This is a genomic window from Virgibacillus siamensis (assembly GCF_039522605.1).
Taxonomy (GTDB): domain Bacteria; phylum Bacillota; class Bacilli; order Bacillales; family Amphibacillaceae; genus Lentibacillus; species Lentibacillus siamensis.
Window position 1 is genome coordinate 344,739 of record NZ_BAAADS010000025.1, and the last position, 16,865, is coordinate 361,603.

The 16,865-nt window shown below is 40.2% G+C and carries 17 protein-coding genes; 8 read left to right on the forward strand and 9 right to left on the reverse strand.

The window, feature by feature from the left end; all coding sequences use genetic code 11:
• Positions 1 to 6: 6 nt before the first annotated feature.
• The 3 genes from ABD010_RS16910 to fadH form a co-directional block, all read right to left on the reverse strand.
• Positions 7 to 1,497 (reverse strand): MDR family MFS transporter, encoded by a 1,491-nt coding sequence (locus ABD010_RS16910; RefSeq protein ID WP_343815766.1) that lies wholly within the window; start codon positions 1,495 to 1,497, stop codon positions 7 to 9.
• Between the two features lie 128 nt (positions 1,498 to 1,625).
• Positions 1,626 to 2,081 carry a cyclic-di-AMP-binding protein CbpB gene (gene cbpB / locus ABD010_RS16915; protein ID WP_343815769.1) on the reverse strand — a complete coding sequence of 152 codons (456 nt, stop codon included), beginning with the start codon at positions 2,079 to 2,081 and terminating at the stop codon, positions 1,626 to 1,628.
• A 286-nt stretch (positions 2,082 to 2,367) separates the two neighbouring features.
• The gene (gene fadH, locus ABD010_RS16920) at positions 2,368 to 3,135 is read right to left on the reverse strand and encodes a 2,4-dienoyl-CoA reductase (RefSeq protein WP_343815772.1); all 768 of its coding nucleotides are present in this window, start codon (positions 3,133 to 3,135) and stop codon (positions 2,368 to 2,370) included.
• 585 nt (positions 3,136 to 3,720) lie between these two features.
• On the opposite strand from fadH, the gene ABD010_RS16925 reads away from it, so the two are divergent.
• The 3 genes from ABD010_RS16925 to ABD010_RS16935 all read left to right on the forward strand — a co-directional run bounded on the left by ABD010_RS16925 (position 3,721) and on the right by ABD010_RS16935 (position 5,886).
• Complete coding sequence (locus ABD010_RS16925) at positions 3,721 to 4,584, forward strand: metallophosphoesterase (RefSeq protein ID WP_343815775.1); 864 nt, start codon at positions 3,721 to 3,723, stop codon at positions 4,582 to 4,584.
• A gap of 72 nt (positions 4,585 to 4,656) precedes the next feature.
• Positions 4,657 to 5,232, forward strand: a complete 576-nt coding sequence (locus ABD010_RS16930) for an SCO family protein (RefSeq protein WP_343815778.1) — start codon at positions 4,657 to 4,659, stop codon at positions 5,230 to 5,232.
• 174 nt (positions 5,233 to 5,406) lie between these two features.
• Positions 5,407 to 5,886: a YkyB family protein gene (locus tag ABD010_RS16935; protein ID WP_343816393.1), complete on the forward strand. Its 480-nt coding sequence runs from the start codon at positions 5,407 to 5,409 to the stop codon at positions 5,884 to 5,886.
• A gap of 25 nt (positions 5,887 to 5,911) precedes the next feature.
• On the opposite strand, the gene ABD010_RS16940 is transcribed toward ABD010_RS16935, so the two are convergent.
• Positions 5,912 to 6,229, reverse strand: coding sequence for a hypothetical protein (locus ABD010_RS16940; RefSeq protein WP_343815780.1), 318 nt, complete (start codon positions 6,227 to 6,229; stop codon positions 5,912 to 5,914).
• A 136-nt stretch (positions 6,230 to 6,365) separates the two neighbouring features.
• Here ABD010_RS16940 and ABD010_RS16945 point away from each other — a divergent pair, with 136 nt between their 5' ends.
• Together ABD010_RS16945 and ABD010_RS16950 are read left to right on the forward strand one after the other, a co-directional pair.
• The gene (locus ABD010_RS16945; RefSeq protein WP_343815783.1) at positions 6,366 to 7,244 is read left to right on the forward strand and encodes a DMT family transporter; all 879 of its coding nucleotides are present in this window, start codon (positions 6,366 to 6,368) and stop codon (positions 7,242 to 7,244) included.
• 264 nt (positions 7,245 to 7,508) lie between these two features.
• Positions 7,509 to 8,666, forward strand: a complete 1,158-nt coding sequence (locus tag ABD010_RS16950) for an aminotransferase A (RefSeq protein ID WP_343815786.1) — start codon at positions 7,509 to 7,511, stop codon at positions 8,664 to 8,666.
• A 9-nt stretch (positions 8,667 to 8,675) separates the two neighbouring features.
• On the opposite strand, the gene ABD010_RS16955 is transcribed toward ABD010_RS16950, so the two are convergent.
• On the reverse strand, positions 8,676 to 8,852 hold the full coding sequence (locus tag ABD010_RS16955) for a Spo0E family sporulation regulatory protein-aspartic acid phosphatase (RefSeq protein ID WP_343815789.1): 177 nt from the start codon (positions 8,850 to 8,852) through the stop codon (positions 8,676 to 8,678).
• A 202-nt stretch (positions 8,853 to 9,054) separates the two neighbouring features.
• Here ABD010_RS16955 and lepB point away from each other — a divergent pair, with 202 nt between their 5' ends.
• From lepB to ABD010_RS16970, 3 genes are all read left to right on the forward strand, one after another.
• Positions 9,055 to 9,585 (forward strand): signal peptidase I, encoded by a 531-nt coding sequence (gene lepB / locus ABD010_RS16960; protein WP_343815792.1) that lies wholly within the window; start codon positions 9,055 to 9,057, stop codon positions 9,583 to 9,585.
• Between the two features lie 506 nt (positions 9,586 to 10,091).
• Entirely contained in the window at positions 10,092 to 11,180 is a 1,089-nt protein-coding gene (locus tag ABD010_RS16965) for a zinc ribbon domain-containing protein (RefSeq protein ID WP_464888466.1), read from the forward strand.
• Between the two features lie 27 nt (positions 11,181 to 11,207).
• The gene (locus ABD010_RS16970) at positions 11,208 to 12,344 is read left to right on the forward strand and encodes a S1C family serine protease (RefSeq protein ID WP_343815795.1); all 1,137 of its coding nucleotides are present in this window, start codon (positions 11,208 to 11,210) and stop codon (positions 12,342 to 12,344) included.
• Positions 12,345 to 12,414: 70 nt separating this feature from the next.
• Here ABD010_RS16970 and ABD010_RS16975 read toward each other — a convergent pair whose 3' ends face one another.
• The 4 genes from ABD010_RS16975 to ABD010_RS16990 all read right to left on the reverse strand — a co-directional run bounded on the left by ABD010_RS16975 (position 12,415) and on the right by ABD010_RS16990 (position 16,739).
• The gene (locus ABD010_RS16975) at positions 12,415 to 13,779 is read right to left on the reverse strand and encodes a TrkH family potassium uptake protein (RefSeq protein ID WP_343815797.1); all 1,365 of its coding nucleotides are present in this window, start codon (positions 13,777 to 13,779) and stop codon (positions 12,415 to 12,417) included.
• 221 nt (positions 13,780 to 14,000) lie between these two features.
• Positions 14,001 to 14,420: a YwpF-like family protein gene (locus ABD010_RS16980; protein WP_343815800.1), complete on the reverse strand. Its 420-nt coding sequence runs from the start codon at positions 14,418 to 14,420 to the stop codon at positions 14,001 to 14,003.
• A 14-nt stretch (positions 14,421 to 14,434) separates the two neighbouring features.
• Positions 14,435 to 15,496: a GTP 3',8-cyclase MoaA gene (gene moaA, locus ABD010_RS16985; RefSeq protein WP_343816397.1), complete on the reverse strand. Its 1,062-nt coding sequence runs from the start codon at positions 15,494 to 15,496 to the stop codon at positions 14,435 to 14,437.
• Entirely contained in the window at positions 15,456 to 16,739 is a 1,284-nt protein-coding gene (locus ABD010_RS16990) for a molybdopterin molybdotransferase MoeA (protein WP_343815802.1), read from the reverse strand. Before ABD010_RS16990 ends, moaA begins: the two co-directional genes overlap by 41 nt.
• Between the last annotated feature and the right edge of the window lie 126 nt (positions 16,740 to 16,865).

Here is a 16,865-nt window from a genome sequence, read left to right on the forward strand (position 1 = left end):
AAACACCTATTCCTGCTTTTTTTTCGGTAAAAAGAATACAAGGATTAAACTGATAACGGCGAGTACCAGAAGCCCGGTATATACAGCATGCAATCCAGTCGTAAGCCCTTCCTGCAATACCTTTTGTACATCCTCGGGGAGCGACATATTCTGCCGGGGATCCAGTAGGTTGTTTGCCGTATCAACGGAAACACGATCATCCAATCCATTTTTCACGATATATCGTTGAATTTGACTGTTCAACAGGCCACCGAGCAATGCGGCTCCGAGTGCACTGCCGACTGTACGCATAAACATATTCGCAGCAGTTGCTATCCCGCGGGTCTTCCAACCGACAGCATTCTGTATTCCTACAATAAATGAGGTATTTGTTAACCCCATTCCGACTCCAATAAAAAAAGATCCTGCCGCTGCCCATACCGGACCTTTTTCAGGTGAAAGCATAAAAAATACGACGCCACCAATTATCAAGGAACCGCAGCCAAGCATCGACGTGAAGCGATACCCGATTACAAGCAGCAGTCTGCCTCCAGCAACCGCTGCCAACGGCCATCCAATCGACATGGTTGTCAATGTGAATCCGGCTACAGTCGGAGAGTATCCCATCACCCCTTGCACAAATGCGGGAAGGTAACTGGAAACCCCAATTAAAATCATACCAGCTGTTAAAGATGCCAAATTAGCAAAACTGATAATCCGATATTTCCATATTTCAAAAGGCATCATTGGGTCTGCTGCCCGCTGCTCCTGAATAAAAAACAATAAAAACCCGCCAGCAGCTGCGCCAATCATACAATACATCAAGGTGGAATTCCAGGAAATACTGACCCCACCTTCCACTAAAATAAACATGAGTGACGTGACAGTAACCATAATCCATATCGAGCCGAGGAAATCAATGGATGGTTCCTTTTTGTCAATATTTTCATGCAAAAAGAAAAGAATACCAAGTGTAGCAAGTATGCCAAGCGGGATGTTCATCCAAAAGACGTAACGCCAGTTGAGCGCCTCCACAAACAAACCGCCCAACAGTGGTCCGGTAACGGCGGAAATTCCCCAGACACTTGACAAATAACCCTGGATTTTAGCCCGCTCCTCTTTACTGTATATATCACCGATAATCGTCGTTGCAATCGGCATCAGTGCACCAGCACCAACACCCTGGACAAACCTGCATACAATCAGCATCTCCATCGAAGAACTGAATCCGGATAGCGTCGAGCCGGTTAGAAAAAAGAAAATACCCGTAACAAATACAGGTTTTCGTCCAAAAATATCCGATAATTTGCCAAAAATAAGAACGGTCGCAGCATTTGTCAGCAAGTAAGCGGAAAATACCCAGCTGTACAAGGAAAAACCGCCCAGATCAGCTGCGATACTCGGCATCGCTGTAGCAACGATTGTTGCTTCAATTGCAGCCAGAAACATCCCGAGCATAACCGAGACCAACACAAGCGGACGGTTTGTTTTCTTTGATTCTTTCATTTGTATTCCCATAAAAGACCCCTGTTCATAAACATTAATGAATGAATCAGTGCAGCTTATATTGAGATACAATTCATCCAGGACCAAAAGTCAACTACCCCCAGCGTGCTGACATTACGCCGGGGGTAGTTTTTAATCATTTAATAAAAAGATTTGTTTCCGGATGTGTAAATATAACGCTGCATCTGTTTCAGAATGGCACGCCTCGTTAAAATTCCATCAAAATACCCTTCCTTATCGGAAACGCATACAAATGGAAAATTAATAATCTCTTTTAATCCCGTCAAAATAGAATCCTCTTTTGTGAGTGACGGTATTTCCGTATTCATCGCTTCATGTACCCGCATATAAGAAAGCTTCTCAATTTCAAATCGTTCCAGCCCCAGAATTTCATTTAAAATTAACGTTTTTCCAATTGTTCCTACCAGTTTATAGGATTCATCCAGTACCGGAACCGCAGAATATCCCGACTTCACCAGTACAAGCAATGCGTGTTCCAACGGGTTATTCAACTGGACATGGGCAACCTTTTCAGACGATATCATGACATCTTCGACTACTATGTCAGTTACTGGCTTATCCTTTAATGTACTCATGGTCTTCGCTCCTTTTCGAAAACTGACGTTAAATACTGCAATTTTATTTCTCAGAAAAAGGAGTTATTATTTGTATCCCCAAACCTAAGTTTACCATAGTTCATTGATAAGATATATCCTTTTACATCCAAAAATTATGAAATACCTCCCAGGGAAAATACGTATTCTGTCAGTATTAGTCTATGAATCATCCCGGGAATTTGCCAATGTGAAATGGACTGCATGATCATTCCATGAATATGTTGTTAATCGACCTCGGCTATACTCAATTTCATAGAGGGCTCTGCTAAAAAGGAAATTTGTTCAGCCATTGGCCGCCATCCATTGTAATAACTTCACCGTTAATGAACGCAGCCTGCTCCGAAAACAAAAAGTCAGCCAAGCCGGCAATTTCTTCAGGGGTACCCAGCCGCTTAAGCGGAACAGAATCAATTGTGCGTTTTGCAGCTTTTTCGGACTCAAACAACTTATCTGCGCCGCCTGTCCGTTCGATTGGCCCAGGGGCGATGGCATTAACACGAATTCCGTACTTGGTCCCCCATTCGACTGCAAGGGTGCGGGTCAAATTCAACACACCGGCTTTTGCGGCTGATGAATGGATAACTCCCGCACCGGCATTCCATGCATATGTAGCTACCATATTAATAATAGAACCTTTTATTCCATTGTCAATCCAGTACTTTCCTACCTCCCTGCTGCAGTAAAACGTTCCATTCAACACAATATCAATCACTGTATTCCAGCCATTAACGGAAAGTTCCTCTGCCGGCGCAATAAAGTTGCCAGCTGCATTATTGACGAGGTAATCGATTCTTCCATAATGGTCAACGGATTGCTTCACCATCCGTTCAACATCTTCCGGTTTCCGGACATCTGTGACAACCGTAAACAGATTTCCTGTTGAGGTTGATTCCAAATCATTTTTCGCTGCCGCCAGTCTTTCCTCGTTCCGTCCGATCAGCACAACATTCGCGCCTTCAGAAGCAAACCTTTCTGCCATATATTTCCCCATTCCACTCGTGCTTCCTGTTACAATCACCGTTTTATTCTTCATGCAATCTCTCCCATCATGTATAATTAATCCTATTGCAAAACAAAAAAATCCTAAAATCAAAAAATTTTGATAGAATTCCAGTATACACTTATATATTTTATCATATAAAGAAATACGTTATGATAAAGTGAAACTTCAATCAGTGGATGCACTTTCCACTGATTGTTAGTTGAACTTATCCGACATTTACTGGCAGTTGGTCATGCACCGATTCATCTTTCTTTTATGTACACTTGAAGTGGAACCTACTGCCAGTTTACGGGGGGTAAAGTGAAACTTCAATCAGTGGATGCACTTTCCACTGATTGTTAGTTGAACTTATCCGACATTTACTGGCAGTTGTTACACACCACCCTATCTTTCTTTTATGTACATTTTGAAGTGGAACCTACTGCCAGTTTACGGGGGGTAAAGTGAAACTTCAATCAGTGGATGCACTTTCCACTGATTGTTAGTTGAACTTATCCGACATTTACTGGCAGTTGGTCCTGCACCAATTCATCTTTCTTTTATGTACACTTGAAGTGGAACCTACTGCCAGCTTCCAGGGGATAACTGGTATTATCATGGAAAGGTTTGACCTGAATGAACAGACGAACATTTTTAAAAAAGTCAATCGGAAGTCTGCTCGCACTCGTTGGTTTGAGTGGGGGGACATATTTTTATGCTCGTGAAATTGAGACCGGCATGCTTCAATTGAAACGGGATGTTATATTTTCCAAAAAAATCCCAGAGTCATTTAACCAATTTAAAATTGTACAATTTTCCGATACACATATTGGTTTTCATTATTCTTTGGAACAGTTGAATGAAGTTGTTAATACCATCAATAATGAAGAACCAGACCTGGTCGTCTTCACAGGTGACCTTGTTGACCAGGCAAATACGTATAACTGGAATGATAAATTAATTAAAACATTGAAAAAGATTCAGGCAAGTAACGGAAAGTACTGGATATATGGAAATCACGATCATGGCGGGTATGGGACAGATATCGTTAAAAACACAATGGATAAAGCGGGATTTCAACTATTGAAAAACAGTCATACAACAATCCGTAATGCTGATGGGGAGTTAATTCTTGCAGGCATTGACGATGTCATGCTCGGAGACCCGAATCTTCGTAAAACACTTACTGCCGCCAACCCCGAGTTATTCACCATTTTGCTGGCACATGAGCCGGACTATGCGGATCAAGTGGTCCGTTACCCGGTGGATATGCAATTATCGGGACACAGTCATGGCGGACAGGTTCGACTTCCATTTATCGGCGACCTGTATACTCCTTTATATGCGGAAAAATACGTTGAGGGAAAACATTCGCTCAACAACGGAAAATTGACGCTTTATGTCAGCAAAGGAATCGGAACAACCAGAGTTCCGTACCGATTTCTGTGTAAACCGGAAATTAATATTTTTACTTTGAAAACCCAGACCGCCAAATCGTAACAGTTTATCCATAGTTTTTAAGCTGGAAACATGCTACACTAGTTAGCGATTTCACTTAGGAGGATTTTCAAAATGTCAGGAAGTAAACTGATTTTGCCGATATTCATTATTGTCATCCTGTTATCTGCTTGCGGCAGTGAGTATGAAGGTGACTTCTCGTATGAAATTAAGGACTTCACGTTTGCCGATCACAATGGGGAAAAACTTTCCCAGGATGATTTGAAAGGTAAATTTTGGATAGCTGACTTTATTTTTACAAATTGTACTACTGTTTGTCCGCCAATGACCGCCAACATGGCAAAATTGCAGGATCAGTTAAAGGAAGCGGGACTCGACGATGTTCAACTTGTTTCATTCAGTGTCGATCCACAGCATGATACACACAAAATCATGAAAAAATACGTTAAGTCACGCGGAGGCACACTGGACAATTGGCATTTACTTACCGGCTATAAATTTGAATCGATTAAAGAGTTTTCCGTAAAATCCTTTAAATCACCTGTTGAAAAGGTTGCTGACTCGAATCAGGTGCTGCATTCAACCAGTTTTTTCGTGGTCACACCAGAAGGCAATGCAATTAAAAGATTCGATGGCAGAAAAGCCGCCAACATGGAAAAAATAGTAGAGTATATACAATCCATAAAATGACAGATCGGAAGCGGGATGATGATGTACCCGCTTTTTTTTATTTGGTGCTCTTTTATAAATATTGTTTCGAATAATACCTGAATAACAGCTCTTGTTAATATTGCAATGGGAAGACCTTTGCGGTACGATATAGACAAGTTATCAAATTAAGGATAAGGAGGATTATGCGTGGCAATAAAGGAAACAATTCCAGTACATGAACTTGCTCAGGCTTTATATTCGATTAACCGGCACGCGAAAACAGCACCGGAACCCAAGCATCTCTATCATATTAAAAAAGAAACAATTAACCGGCTTCTGAAGGAAAAGCGCGCTGAAAAAGTTGGACTGCACTTTTCAGATCATCCGAAATTCAGCAATCAGCATTCTACATTACTTATAAAAGTGGCTGATTACTATTTTCACATTCCCCCAACAAAAGATGACTTCAAGCAACTCAGCCATCTTGGTAAGCTTGATCAAAGCTACCGGAATCCCCAGTCAAAAATGTCACTGTCACAAGCCAAAAAGATAGTGTACAACTATATTGACTGGCAGCCTCCTGGAAAAAAGAAAAGAACCGTTTCACGAAGAAAATATTCCTCTTCATATTTTACACCGTCTTCTCTCGGTAAAATGGAATGGCCTCCTGCTAAAACACATCGAAACCGTTAAACTGTGCTGTATACAGCACAGTTTTTTATGATCTTGCTTTGTGCAAGACGTATTGCAAAAGATGTAGTACTAAAAGACAACAGCCGAACACTGCAAGACATCTCAATGTTATCTGCAGAAGATCCACACCAAGTGTCACTGTCATCATAATACCGGACAGTAATAATACTAAAAACACAAGGCTGCTCATCATAAACGACAGCAATTTAATGGAGTGACGCGAAACTACCCATTTCACCACCACCTTAACGAACAGATAACAAATAAAAACTCCTCCGAAAATAAACACATACATCATTTCAAACCAGCTGGGAATCATCTCCTGCCATTCACTCCAGTTCATCTCCCGCTCCCACCTTTTCTTTTAATACGAACTTTTTCATTATTATTCAATATGAACGAAACATTTCAGTAATATACTTCATTCGTAATTTGATATAAACTACAACTAATAGATACATAAAGGGGGAAATGATTCATTGCAGAAAGCATTTATATACATCATTCTCGGTGCTGCGTTATGGGGGACTATCGGCTGGTATGTTAAACATCTGTATGCATACGGATTTACACCAATGGAAGTTGTGACGCTCAGAGTATGGACCGCTGCAATTATTCTGGTTTTCTATTTATGGATTAAATCTCCCAAGAAACTGCGACTCGATTCAATGGCAGACATTAAATATTTTATCGGGACAGGCATTTTCAGCATTATATTCTTCAATTATTGCATGTTTTCCGCTATCGATTTGTCCACGATTCCGGTTGCAACTGCATTGCTTTATACAGGTCCTGCCTTTGTGACCATTTTATCTTTTTTTCTTTTTAACGAAACGCTGACACGGGTAAAGATATTCGCACTCTTCCTGACTTTGTTTGGAACAGCACTGGTTGTCGGTCTTATTCCGGTGAAGCCGGAAGTACTGCACCTGGGCAGCCTGTTATTTGGAATTGGCTCCGGATTTGGGTATGCTTTGTACAGTATTTTCAGTAAGTTTGCCCTGACCAAGTACACCAGTCTATCGATTACAGCATTTACTTTTGTCGTTGCGGCAGTCGCTCTTATACCTTTTTTCCCTTATCAGGAAAAATTTCATCTGTTGTTGAAACCAGACGTTATGTTTTATGCATTTGGGCTGGGATTTCTGCCCACAGCAATCGCCTATATTATTTATACTTTCGGCCTGCAGCGCACTGAAGCGTCGAAAGCATCTATTTTAACCACGGTAGAACCAGTTGTCGCTGCTATAATCGGAATCGTTATTTTTCATGAGCCTTTCTCATTTATTCAGATGGCGGGTATGCTATGTATTATTGGAGCAGTTATCCTGATTCAAACGTTTTCCAGGAAGAAATAATGTCCAATAAGTGATTTGAATCACCACAACAGCGGCGCTTTTCTCTATTATCAGAGTAAATTCATATTTTAATAGGAATTAATTTACTGCTGATCAGACTCGGCAATGGCAATGTTACGAAAATTCAGTAGCAGCGATACAGCTGCTCCTTTTATATGGTTCATGATAATCATCATATGTTATGATAATTATCATGAAGTAAAGCGCTTTTTATCTTTGGAGTTTTTCTCCCTATTATAGAATTCTTAAAAGGAGAATTTATTTATGCAGCCAACATTGAATAAGTCCGTACAAAACATTGAAATTTCAGGAATCAGAAAGTTTTTTAATATGGTTGCGGATGAACAGAATGTTACATCATTAACAATCGGTCAGCCGGATTTTCATACGCCGGACCATGTTAAGCAGGCAGGAAAAATCGCTCTGGATCAGAATAAAACCATGTATACCCACAATGCCGGAATTTTAGGGCTGCGCAAAGCGATTGCCGGCTTTTACGAGCGCAGCTATGGCTTGAGCTATAATCCCGAGTCGGAAATTATTGTTTCAACTGGTGCATCGCAAGCAATTGACATCACTCTCCGGACCATTTTGAATCCTGGAGATGAAGTAATACTTCCGGCACCTATTTACCCCGGATATGAGCCGCTTGTCAAACTTGCAGGAGCAAATGTTGTTTTCGCAGATACTTCGGATGATAATTTTAAACTGACGAAGGAAACATTGCAGAAACACATAACCGAAAAAACTAAATGTGTTGTTCTCCCTTACCCATCAAACCCGACAGGCGCTTCTTTCACGAAGGAAGAAATGGAAGAGCTTGCGACGGAATTAAAAAAGCATAAAATTTTTGTTCTCGCGGATGAAATATACAGTGAACTGGTATATGATCAGCAGCATACATCTATTGCCACTTTTAAGGGAATGGAAGAACGGACAATTATCATTAACGGGTTATCCAAATCTCATGCGATGACCGGATTTCGAATTGGCTATGCCCTGGCACCTTCCTGGCTTGCCAAGGAAATACTGAAGGTACACCAATATAATGTTTCCTGCGCATCCTCCATCAGCCAGTATGCAGCACTTGAGGCGTTAACAAATGGATGGAATGATCCTGTTGAAATGCGTGACGAATATAAAAAAAGACGAGACTACGTATATAATCGATTGCAAGCAATGGGATTACATGTAAACCTGCCCGATGGAGCATTTTACTTCTTCCCGAACTTTAAACATATGAAAGTATCTTCATTTCAGTTGGGACTGGATCTAGTTAGGCGGGGTAAAGTAGCATTAGTTCCCGGAGATGCCTTCTCCCCCCTTGGTGAGGGTTATATGCGTCTGTCATATGCATATGACATGGAAACAATTAAGGAAGGATTAAATCGTTTGGAAGTTTTTTTGCAGCATAATTTGTAAAAAAATTATTTAACGGGAATTGCCGTCCACAGGCTGTCTGATTTCGTTGTACCGATTCAACATTTCATCTAATTCCTGACTGATTTCAACGGATTCTTTACTTGAAAGACCTTCTTGCATTGCAATTTCGGTCATTTGTTTTCGTAATAATTCGATATGGTTAAGAAGCTTGTCTGCAGCACACATATTTTACGTGAAATCCTCCTTTAGTAAACTTATTTTACTGTAGCATAATTGATTAATCAATGACAACCAAGTAGATACAGATAATTTTGCGGTAAAAGAAGCAACTTATTTATTGAAACAAATAATCAAAGGTAATTTTTACAAAAATAGTATGATATGATATAAAATAGAGTTGTTTAGTTTTTTGGAAAGGATGACATATTTGGCTGAAAAAACTGCAAAACAGAAAAACCAATGGATCGAATGGCTAAAAGCAATACTAATTGCTATCGTACTCGCTTTTCTCCTTCGTTCATTTGTATTTGCGACATCCATTGTTGAGGGTCAGAGCATGGAGCCCACTCTGGAAAGCGGGGAAACAGTTCTGTTCAATAAATTTGTATATTTGACCGGCGCGCCTCAACGCGGTGATATCGTCATTATTGACCGGCCGATCAAAAATTACGTGAAGCGTGTCATTGCACTGCCTGGTGAAACGATAAAATTCAGAAATCATGAACTTTATATTAACGGTGAAAAATACAAGCAGAATTTTATTTCCGAAGAAGGCCAGAATCATACCGGGAATTTTGGTCCAATCAAGGTACCGGAGAATAAGTATTTTGTAATGGGCGACAATCGCGAGGTAAGTCTTGACAGCAGAAATGGATTGGACTTTATCAAAGAAGAAAATATAATTGGCAGAACAGAATTTATTGTTTTCCCATTTGATGAATGGGCGGCATTAAAATGATACTATTTCGGGTCAGACGGAATCCTATGTCTGACCCTTTATTCATTTACCCTACTCATTATCAAAAATGCAATATCCAATATTTAGAGCCAGCAATCCGAAGCAAACAATTCCTAACAGTATTTCCAACGGGTAAACCCCCTTTAATCTGATTTTTTATGTAAGGATGATACACTATTATTTCCACTCTCTATCTTATCATACCAATTTCACCATCCTAAATAAAGTAAAAATATGATAAAATTAAATCATCGATGACAATGCTCGTTAAGATGGCTTATTCGTCTTGTCGCATCATGTTATCCGATGATTGAAAATGACTGTAAATGGTTGGTAATTTATCTTTTTAGATTATATTTTTGCATGCTACCGGATTTAATCTGAAGATCCATCCATTTCTATACAATGCAAATTACGTGAAAGTAGGTTTTACCATGCATCATTGTCCCTACTGCGGCATGAAAGTAAAAGAAAATGAATCCTATTGTATAAAATGCGGACGCCAGTTGCCTGAAGATATATTAATGCGGCTTGAAAATCGCAAGGAATTTAATAAATTCTGGTATATTCCTGTTGCTGTATTTGCCTTCATTGTATTATCATCCGGCATTTATTATGTGTTTATGCAAAACCAGATTGCAGATGCCAAAGACCTTTATAAAAAAGCGGAGGACGTGGCCATGGAAGGCAAATTCAACAAAGCGGAGCAGCTGCTGGAAGAATCACTGAAAAACAGCAAGGACTTTGACCAGGCTGAACTGGCATTAAATTATGTCCAAAAAGGCATCGACATTGAATCTGATCTTAAGCAAGCCAACAAACTGATGAAACAACAAGAGTTTCAGCAGGCACTGTCCATCATTAAGGATGCTGAAAACTCCATTATGAACTATGAAGGTGCTGCAGTCACTGAACTAATCAATACGCTAACAGCCAAGCGGAACAAAATTAAAATAGAACAACTGAAATACAAACTTGGCCATGATCCGTCCATCAGTGAACTGAAAACATTGGTTTGGGAAGCAGAGGCCGTCAAAACTGAAGAAGCAAGCAAGATTACCGGGAAAATCCGCAACCAGATTATTGACTATACATTTTCTAAAGCAAGTGAACAATTGAATGCTAAACAATTTTCGGATGCTGCCATTATTGTGGAAGAAGGATTGAAATATGCACCGGATTCCGAAAAACTGCAAAGTCTTAAAACAACGATTGATAAAGAAAAAATAGCTTTTGAAACAGCGCAGCGCGAACGTATTGAGCAGGCAATTAATACCGCGGAAAAAGAACGTGCGTTTAACAGAAATGAAGCGGTCAAACTAGTTTCAGTATCGCTTGACAATAACCAGCAGGGAAACATCGTTGTGAAAGGAAAAGTAAAGAGTAATGCTACTGTTTCCATCAATACGATTCTCGTGGAGTATTCACTGCTTACAAAAGACGGTAAAAAATATACTTCCAATGAAGTTTACGTATATCCGGATACACTTTACCCGGATGAAACCGGTAAATTTGAATTTACGCATTATGATATAGACAAAAAGGACTCCGATATCAAAGTCCAAGTTGATCAAATTAACTGGTACACTGATTAAAATGCAATGTTGCAACGAGGTGAGCATATGAACAGAAAAATGAAATTACCATTTGCTGTGTCCGTTATACTTGTTGTGATTGGAATTCTAGTCCTTTATTCCATTAATCAGCAATGGAATGGTAATGCTATAGCAGTAAACAATCCGGTCATTAACAAAGTGAAATCGGACAAAAAAAGCCTTGATTTGAAATCAATCATACACGAAACAGAGAAAAGTGTGGTGCAAATCGAAGGACAAAGCGAAAAATCAACGGTTACAGGATCAGGCTTCCTATACAATAATAAAGGCGATATTATCACAAATGCACATGTTGTAAATGATGCAGACGCAATTTATGTCAAAACTGCCAATGCCCACACCTACCCGGCGGCAGTAATTGGTGTCGGAAAAGAAATCGATATCGCCGTGGTCCGGGTCCCACAGCTGGCCGGACAAAACCCATTGTCAATCGCAGAAGAATCCAATGTGGAAATAGGTGATGAAGTAATCGCATTGGGAAGCCCCCACGGTTTTCAAAATACCGTTACGCTTGGGATTATTTCCGGCATGGCCAGAAATTTTACAGTTGACGGTTTTGCTTATAATAATGTGTATCAGATTTCCGCTCAAATTACGCACGGAAATAGCGGCGGTCCCTTGATTAATCGTGAAAACGGGAAAGTAGTCGGCATTAACTCCGTCGGAACAGAAGATGGTACAATCGGGTTCAGTATTCCGATGAACCAGGTGATTGATAAAGTAACAAAATGGTCAAAAAAGGCTGTTAACAGCCAGCTTGACTTTGCAAATGCGGATGATATCATTTCCGATTCAGCGCCATCAGACTTAAAGAAAAATGCAGAATATCTGGCAGATTATTTTTTTGAAAGTATTACAATCCGTGACTATGTTACTGCATACAGCCTGCTTGGAAGTAAAATGCAGTCATCATCGTCCTACTCAGATTTTCGGAATAAATACATCCATATTATTGACTTGGATTATTCTCTTAAAAGCAAAGTCACCGAGGACAACCATGTTAAAATAACGGCTGATGTAACGGTAGAGACAAAGCCTGATGATAAACACAAGCCTAAAGAAAAAAAACGTAAGTATGTTCTGACAGTTGGAAGTGAAAATAATCAACTTAAACTGCTGAACATTTCCAAGACCACTAAATAAGCTGAAATTCTATTGGATTTTGAACTGCAAAAAGCTTGTGCCAATCGCACAAGCTTTTTTACATTGACCACTATCCAATAATAATTTTTTCTTTTGGATAATGATATTTACCGCTCTTTTTATTCGTATTGAATATCAGCAGAAACGTAATAATACCAACTCTGCCAATAAACATAAGGATCATCAGGATTATTTTTGACAGAGATGATAAATCACCTGTAATGCCAGTAGACAGACCGACTGTTCCGAAAGCTGAAGTCGCTTCAAACAACAGTGCAATCAGCGAAATTGGCTCAATCACCAACATTAGAAGCACCGCACTGATCAGGATAATTCCAGCCATAAAAGCAACAGTTACAGCCTTTAATAAATCCTCATTATACACTTCCCGTCCAAAAATACGAATGCTTTGTCCGCCTCTTGCAAATGTAATAATAAAAATTATAACCAATGCAAAAGTCGTTGTTCTGATCCCCCCGCCGGCACTACTCGGAGACGCCCCAATAAACATGAGCAGCGACATGAAAAACTGGTTGGACACAGAAAGTTCACCAACATCCATCGTGGCTAACCCGCCACTTCTCGTTGTAACGGATTGGAATAGTGAATAAAACAATATTTCATGCCAGGATTTATCCGCAAAAAATTTACTGAAATCCATCAGCATGATGAAAATGGTGCCAACAACAATCAATACGAAAAACGTTAGTGTTGTTACTTTAGTAAAAAGTGTAAACCGAAAATGTTTCCGTTCCTCCTGCTTGGCAAACAGGAAATGTTTCACTTCCAGCAGCACAGGATAGCCAATTGCCCCGAAAATAATGAGCAGCATATTGATAAACTGGACAAAATAATCATTTTTATACGGTATTAGCGACTGTCCGGTAATATCAAATCCACCATTGGTTGTTGCACTGATGGCAGCAAAAAAACCATGGAAATAGGCTTCCTTAGCTGTAGAATAATACTGAAGAAAATGTGTCCCAAGAATAAGAAAGCCAATAAATTCGATCGTCAGAATAACCAGCAATATCTGCTTAATCAGACGAACCATTCCTTCAAACGATGTCTGGTTCTGGTCAGTCTGAATCAGACGTCGTTCCCGCAGTCCGATCTTTTTGCCAATCAGCAGCCAAATAGATGTACCTATTGCCATTACCCCAACTCCACCCAATTGGAGAATAACTGCCAGAAACACAATACCAGTTGTGCTAAAGGTATCAGCAATCGAAATCGAACTGAGCCCCGTCACACTGATGGCACTTACTGCCGTAAACAACACATCAATTAGTGGAATATCCACACCGTCCTGATGTGCGACAGGCAATGCCAACACCATACTGGAAAGTAAAACCGCAATAAAGTAAAACAACAAAATCAACTGGACCGGGGACAATTTATGGATCCAGTGAAAAATTGACTTGGAAAAAAACATAGCAATACTCCTCGACAACCTGACTAAAAACGTATTATAAGTATAGCAGTCTGCATAAAGAAATGTCTTTCTTCTTTGGCAGATTCACGTAAATTTAGCATGGAACCCGGGTAAAGTCAACAGAAAAAAGTATAAATGTTCGTTCAGAATCATTGCCGGATTATCAGAGTTGTAAATATCAAAGCCATCGAATATAAGATCTTCAATGGCCTTCATATCGTTCATTCATTTTTCAGCAGTTCCCTAAATTTATCCAGCAGTTCTTCTCCCTGATATCCCTGTTCAATTAACGATTTGAGCATATCCCATACTTTATCTTTTTGCTGGTTTACTACTACTCCTTTAAAAAGAATATTGATATTCGGACCAATTTCATTGACTCCAATGATGGAAGTGATGAAAGTTGCTGGCTGATTCGTTGGCTTTGTGATCTTCACCTGCAGCATAACTTGATCCCGCTCCTGCTGCAGTTTTTTAAAAAAACCCAGGTAGTCATGCCTGACATATGCCTCAATCACCCATTGATTAAGATCGTCTTCCCGGTTGATAATCAGCCCATCCTTCAAATCAATGCCATACTGGGAAATGTTTTTGTCATCACTTTGCAAAATATCCAATGAATAGAGCTTGAAGGTTTTCATCTGCTTCCCTCCCTCTAGCCGCCTATATAAGACATTTCAATCTTCCGGCGATTATTATGTTTTTTTTCGGAACGTTCATCAGAATAGCGGTCATTTCGCCTGCCCCATAATTTCGATAGTGCATCTGTAAGCTCTTCATCACTAATATGATTGCGGATTTTACTGCGAATATCAAATCCTTCCGATGCAAATAAACACGTATACAGTTTTCCGTCAGCGGAAAGGCGAATACGGGTACAGGTGCCGCAGAAAGAATCCGTAACTGAAGAAATCACGCCTATTTCCCCACCGCCATCCTTATAACGGTATCGGGATGCAACTTCCCCATAGTAATTTTCCTCTGCCGCTTCAATCGGCATTTCAGCATTTATTCTGTCAATAATTTGCTGTTTTGAAATAACGTTGTTTAAATCCCACCCGTTATGGTTTCCGACATCCATGAATTCAATAAATCTCAGAATAACATCGGTATTTTTAAAGTGCCGGGCCATTGGTAAAATCTGACTCTCATTCATACCTTTTTTGACAACCATATTTATTTTCACCTGCAGACCGGCAGCCTGGGCAGCCTGAATACCTTTTAATACCGGAAGTGTGACAACGCCTTTACCATTGATTTGTTTAAACACATCATCCTCAATCGCATCTAGACTGATATTCACACGTTTTAGTCCTGCTTCTTTCAGCTTTTTTGCTTTTTTAGGCAAAAGAATCCCGTTCGTAGTCAATGCAATATCCTTAATTCCAGGAATATTAATCAGCTCGGCAATCAGCTGATCCAGGTCCCTGCGCATCAATGGTTCTCCTCCAGTTATCCTGATTTTTTCCACTCCAAGTGATGCGAACGATCGGGCCAGACGTGTAATCTCCTCGAAACGCAGCAGTTCTTCTTCCGGCAAAAACACATAGTCTTCGCCAAATATTTCTTTCGGCATACAATACGTGCACCGTAAATTGCATTTATCAATAACAGATATGCGAAGATCCTTCAGCACCCTGCCGAACTGATCCTTAACTGGACTGTTTTGCTGCACTTTAATCTCTCCTTTGTACGTGCTGAAATTCCCGTTGTCCATCATTGTCTTCAAGCAGTAATACTTCCACTTCATCACCTGTTTGAAAACCGCGCGTCCCCCCTGGCAGGATCATCAGACAAGTTGAATGTGCCAGGGATGTCACAACATTTGATTTATCCATCCCTGCAAGCTGCGCCTGTATTTGGGCATCATCATATGTAATGTAGCAGCGCACGAACCGGGTAAATGGATTAGGTTTCGGAAAATCCGCACCCAACACAGCACTGATCCGCTTTAGAAATAAGTTTGGGTTAAATAAATATTGCTGGATAACCGGCCGGGTAAACAATTCAAACCCAACATAACAGGCAGAAGGGTTACCTGATAAACCGAACATCATTTTGCCGGCACAATTTGCAACAGTTGTTACACTTCCGGGACGCATTGCAACCTTGTTAAACAACACATCAGCACCCAGTTTTTCGTATATAGCCGGCATTAAATCAAAGTCACCAACTGAAACACCGCCAGTTGTAATAAGCATATCTACTTCGTTCAGTGCATTCCGAATCAATTTATAGCTTGGCTCAAACTCATCGGCCAATTTACCATAATATTTACACTCACCCCCGGCACGAATAATCTGGGATTCAATCATATAAGCGTTCGAATTACGGATTTTACCCGGTTGTAATTCTTCATTAACATCAAGTAATTCGGTCCCTGTTGCAATTACGCCAACAACCGGACGCTTCGCAACACAAACTTCACTGTACCCAAATGTAGCAAGTAACGCCTTGACCCCGGGATTAATAAGCTTGCCTCTGTCAACAAGCTTCGTTCCCCTTGTTACCTCTGACTCTTTTCGGATTATATTTTGTCCTGCATTCATTTGACGTTTGATCGTCATGAAACTCTGACCATTTTCTTCGTATGTCTGGCATATTTCAAACATTGCCACACAATCTGCACCTTCCGGGATTTTAGCACCTGTCATGATCCGGGTTGCCTGTCCCTTTTTCAGTTTAACAACCGGAACCTGTCCGGCTCCAATATGCTCGACTACCTTAAACTGCACCGGATGATTACGTCCGGCTCCATTTGTATCTGCCGAGCTAAAGGCAAACCCGTCATAAGGTGATTTATCAAAGGAAGGAACAGGTTCTTCTGCGACGATATTCACGCCAAGTCTTCTATTATCACAATCATTTATGGAAACATATTCAGTTGCTCCCTGATTCCGGTACCCTAGAACCCGTTCGATTGCTTCACTTACCTGAATTGGCTTTCGCATCTCCACCAAACTGATTCAACCTCCCCCTTCTTTATGTTTCATATACTACTTAAATTGTAACAAAAAAGACTGAAAATGGATAATCTCCCTTCTGAATAAATTGTGAATGTTTCAGCGTAACTCAGAAAGGATATA

Coding starts and splice junctions, on each gene's coding strand:
- ABD010_RS16950 (WP_343815786.1), top strand. CDS start 7,509: ATGCAGCCAACATTGAATAAGTCCGTACAAAACATTGAAATTTCAGGA.
- ABD010_RS16910 (WP_343815766.1), bottom strand. CDS start 1,497: ATGGGAATACAAATGAAAGAATCAAAGAAAACAAACCGTCCGCTTGTG.
- ABD010_RS16955 (WP_343815789.1), bottom strand. CDS start 8,852: ATGTGTGCTGCAGACAAGCTTCTTAACCATATCGAATTATTACGAAAA.
- ABD010_RS16925 (WP_343815775.1), top strand. CDS start 3,721: ATGAACAGACGAACATTTTTAAAAAAGTCAATCGGAAGTCTGCTCGCA.
- ABD010_RS16970 (WP_343815795.1), top strand. CDS start 11,208: ATGAACAGAAAAATGAAATTACCATTTGCTGTGTCCGTTATACTTGTT.
- ABD010_RS16975 (WP_343815797.1), bottom strand. CDS start 13,779: ATGTTTTTTTCCAAGTCAATTTTTCACTGGATCCATAAATTGTCCCCG.
- moaA (WP_343816397.1), bottom strand. CDS start 15,496: ATGGACAACGGGAATTTCAGCACGTACAAAGGAGAGATTAAAGTGCAG.
- ABD010_RS16930 (WP_343815778.1), top strand. CDS start 4,657: ATGTCAGGAAGTAAACTGATTTTGCCGATATTCATTATTGTCATCCTG.
- fadH (WP_343815772.1), bottom strand. CDS start 3,135: ATGAAGAATAAAACGGTGATTGTAACAGGAAGCACGAGTGGAATGGGG.
- cbpB (WP_343815769.1), bottom strand. CDS start 2,081: ATGAGTACATTAAAGGATAAGCCAGTAACTGACATAGTAGTCGAAGAT.
- ABD010_RS16980 (WP_343815800.1), bottom strand. CDS start 14,420: ATGAAAACCTTCAAGCTCTATTCATTGGATATTTTGCAAAGTGATGAC.
- ABD010_RS16940 (WP_343815780.1), bottom strand. CDS start 6,229: ATGAACTGGAGTGAATGGCAGGAGATGATTCCCAGCTGGTTTGAAATG.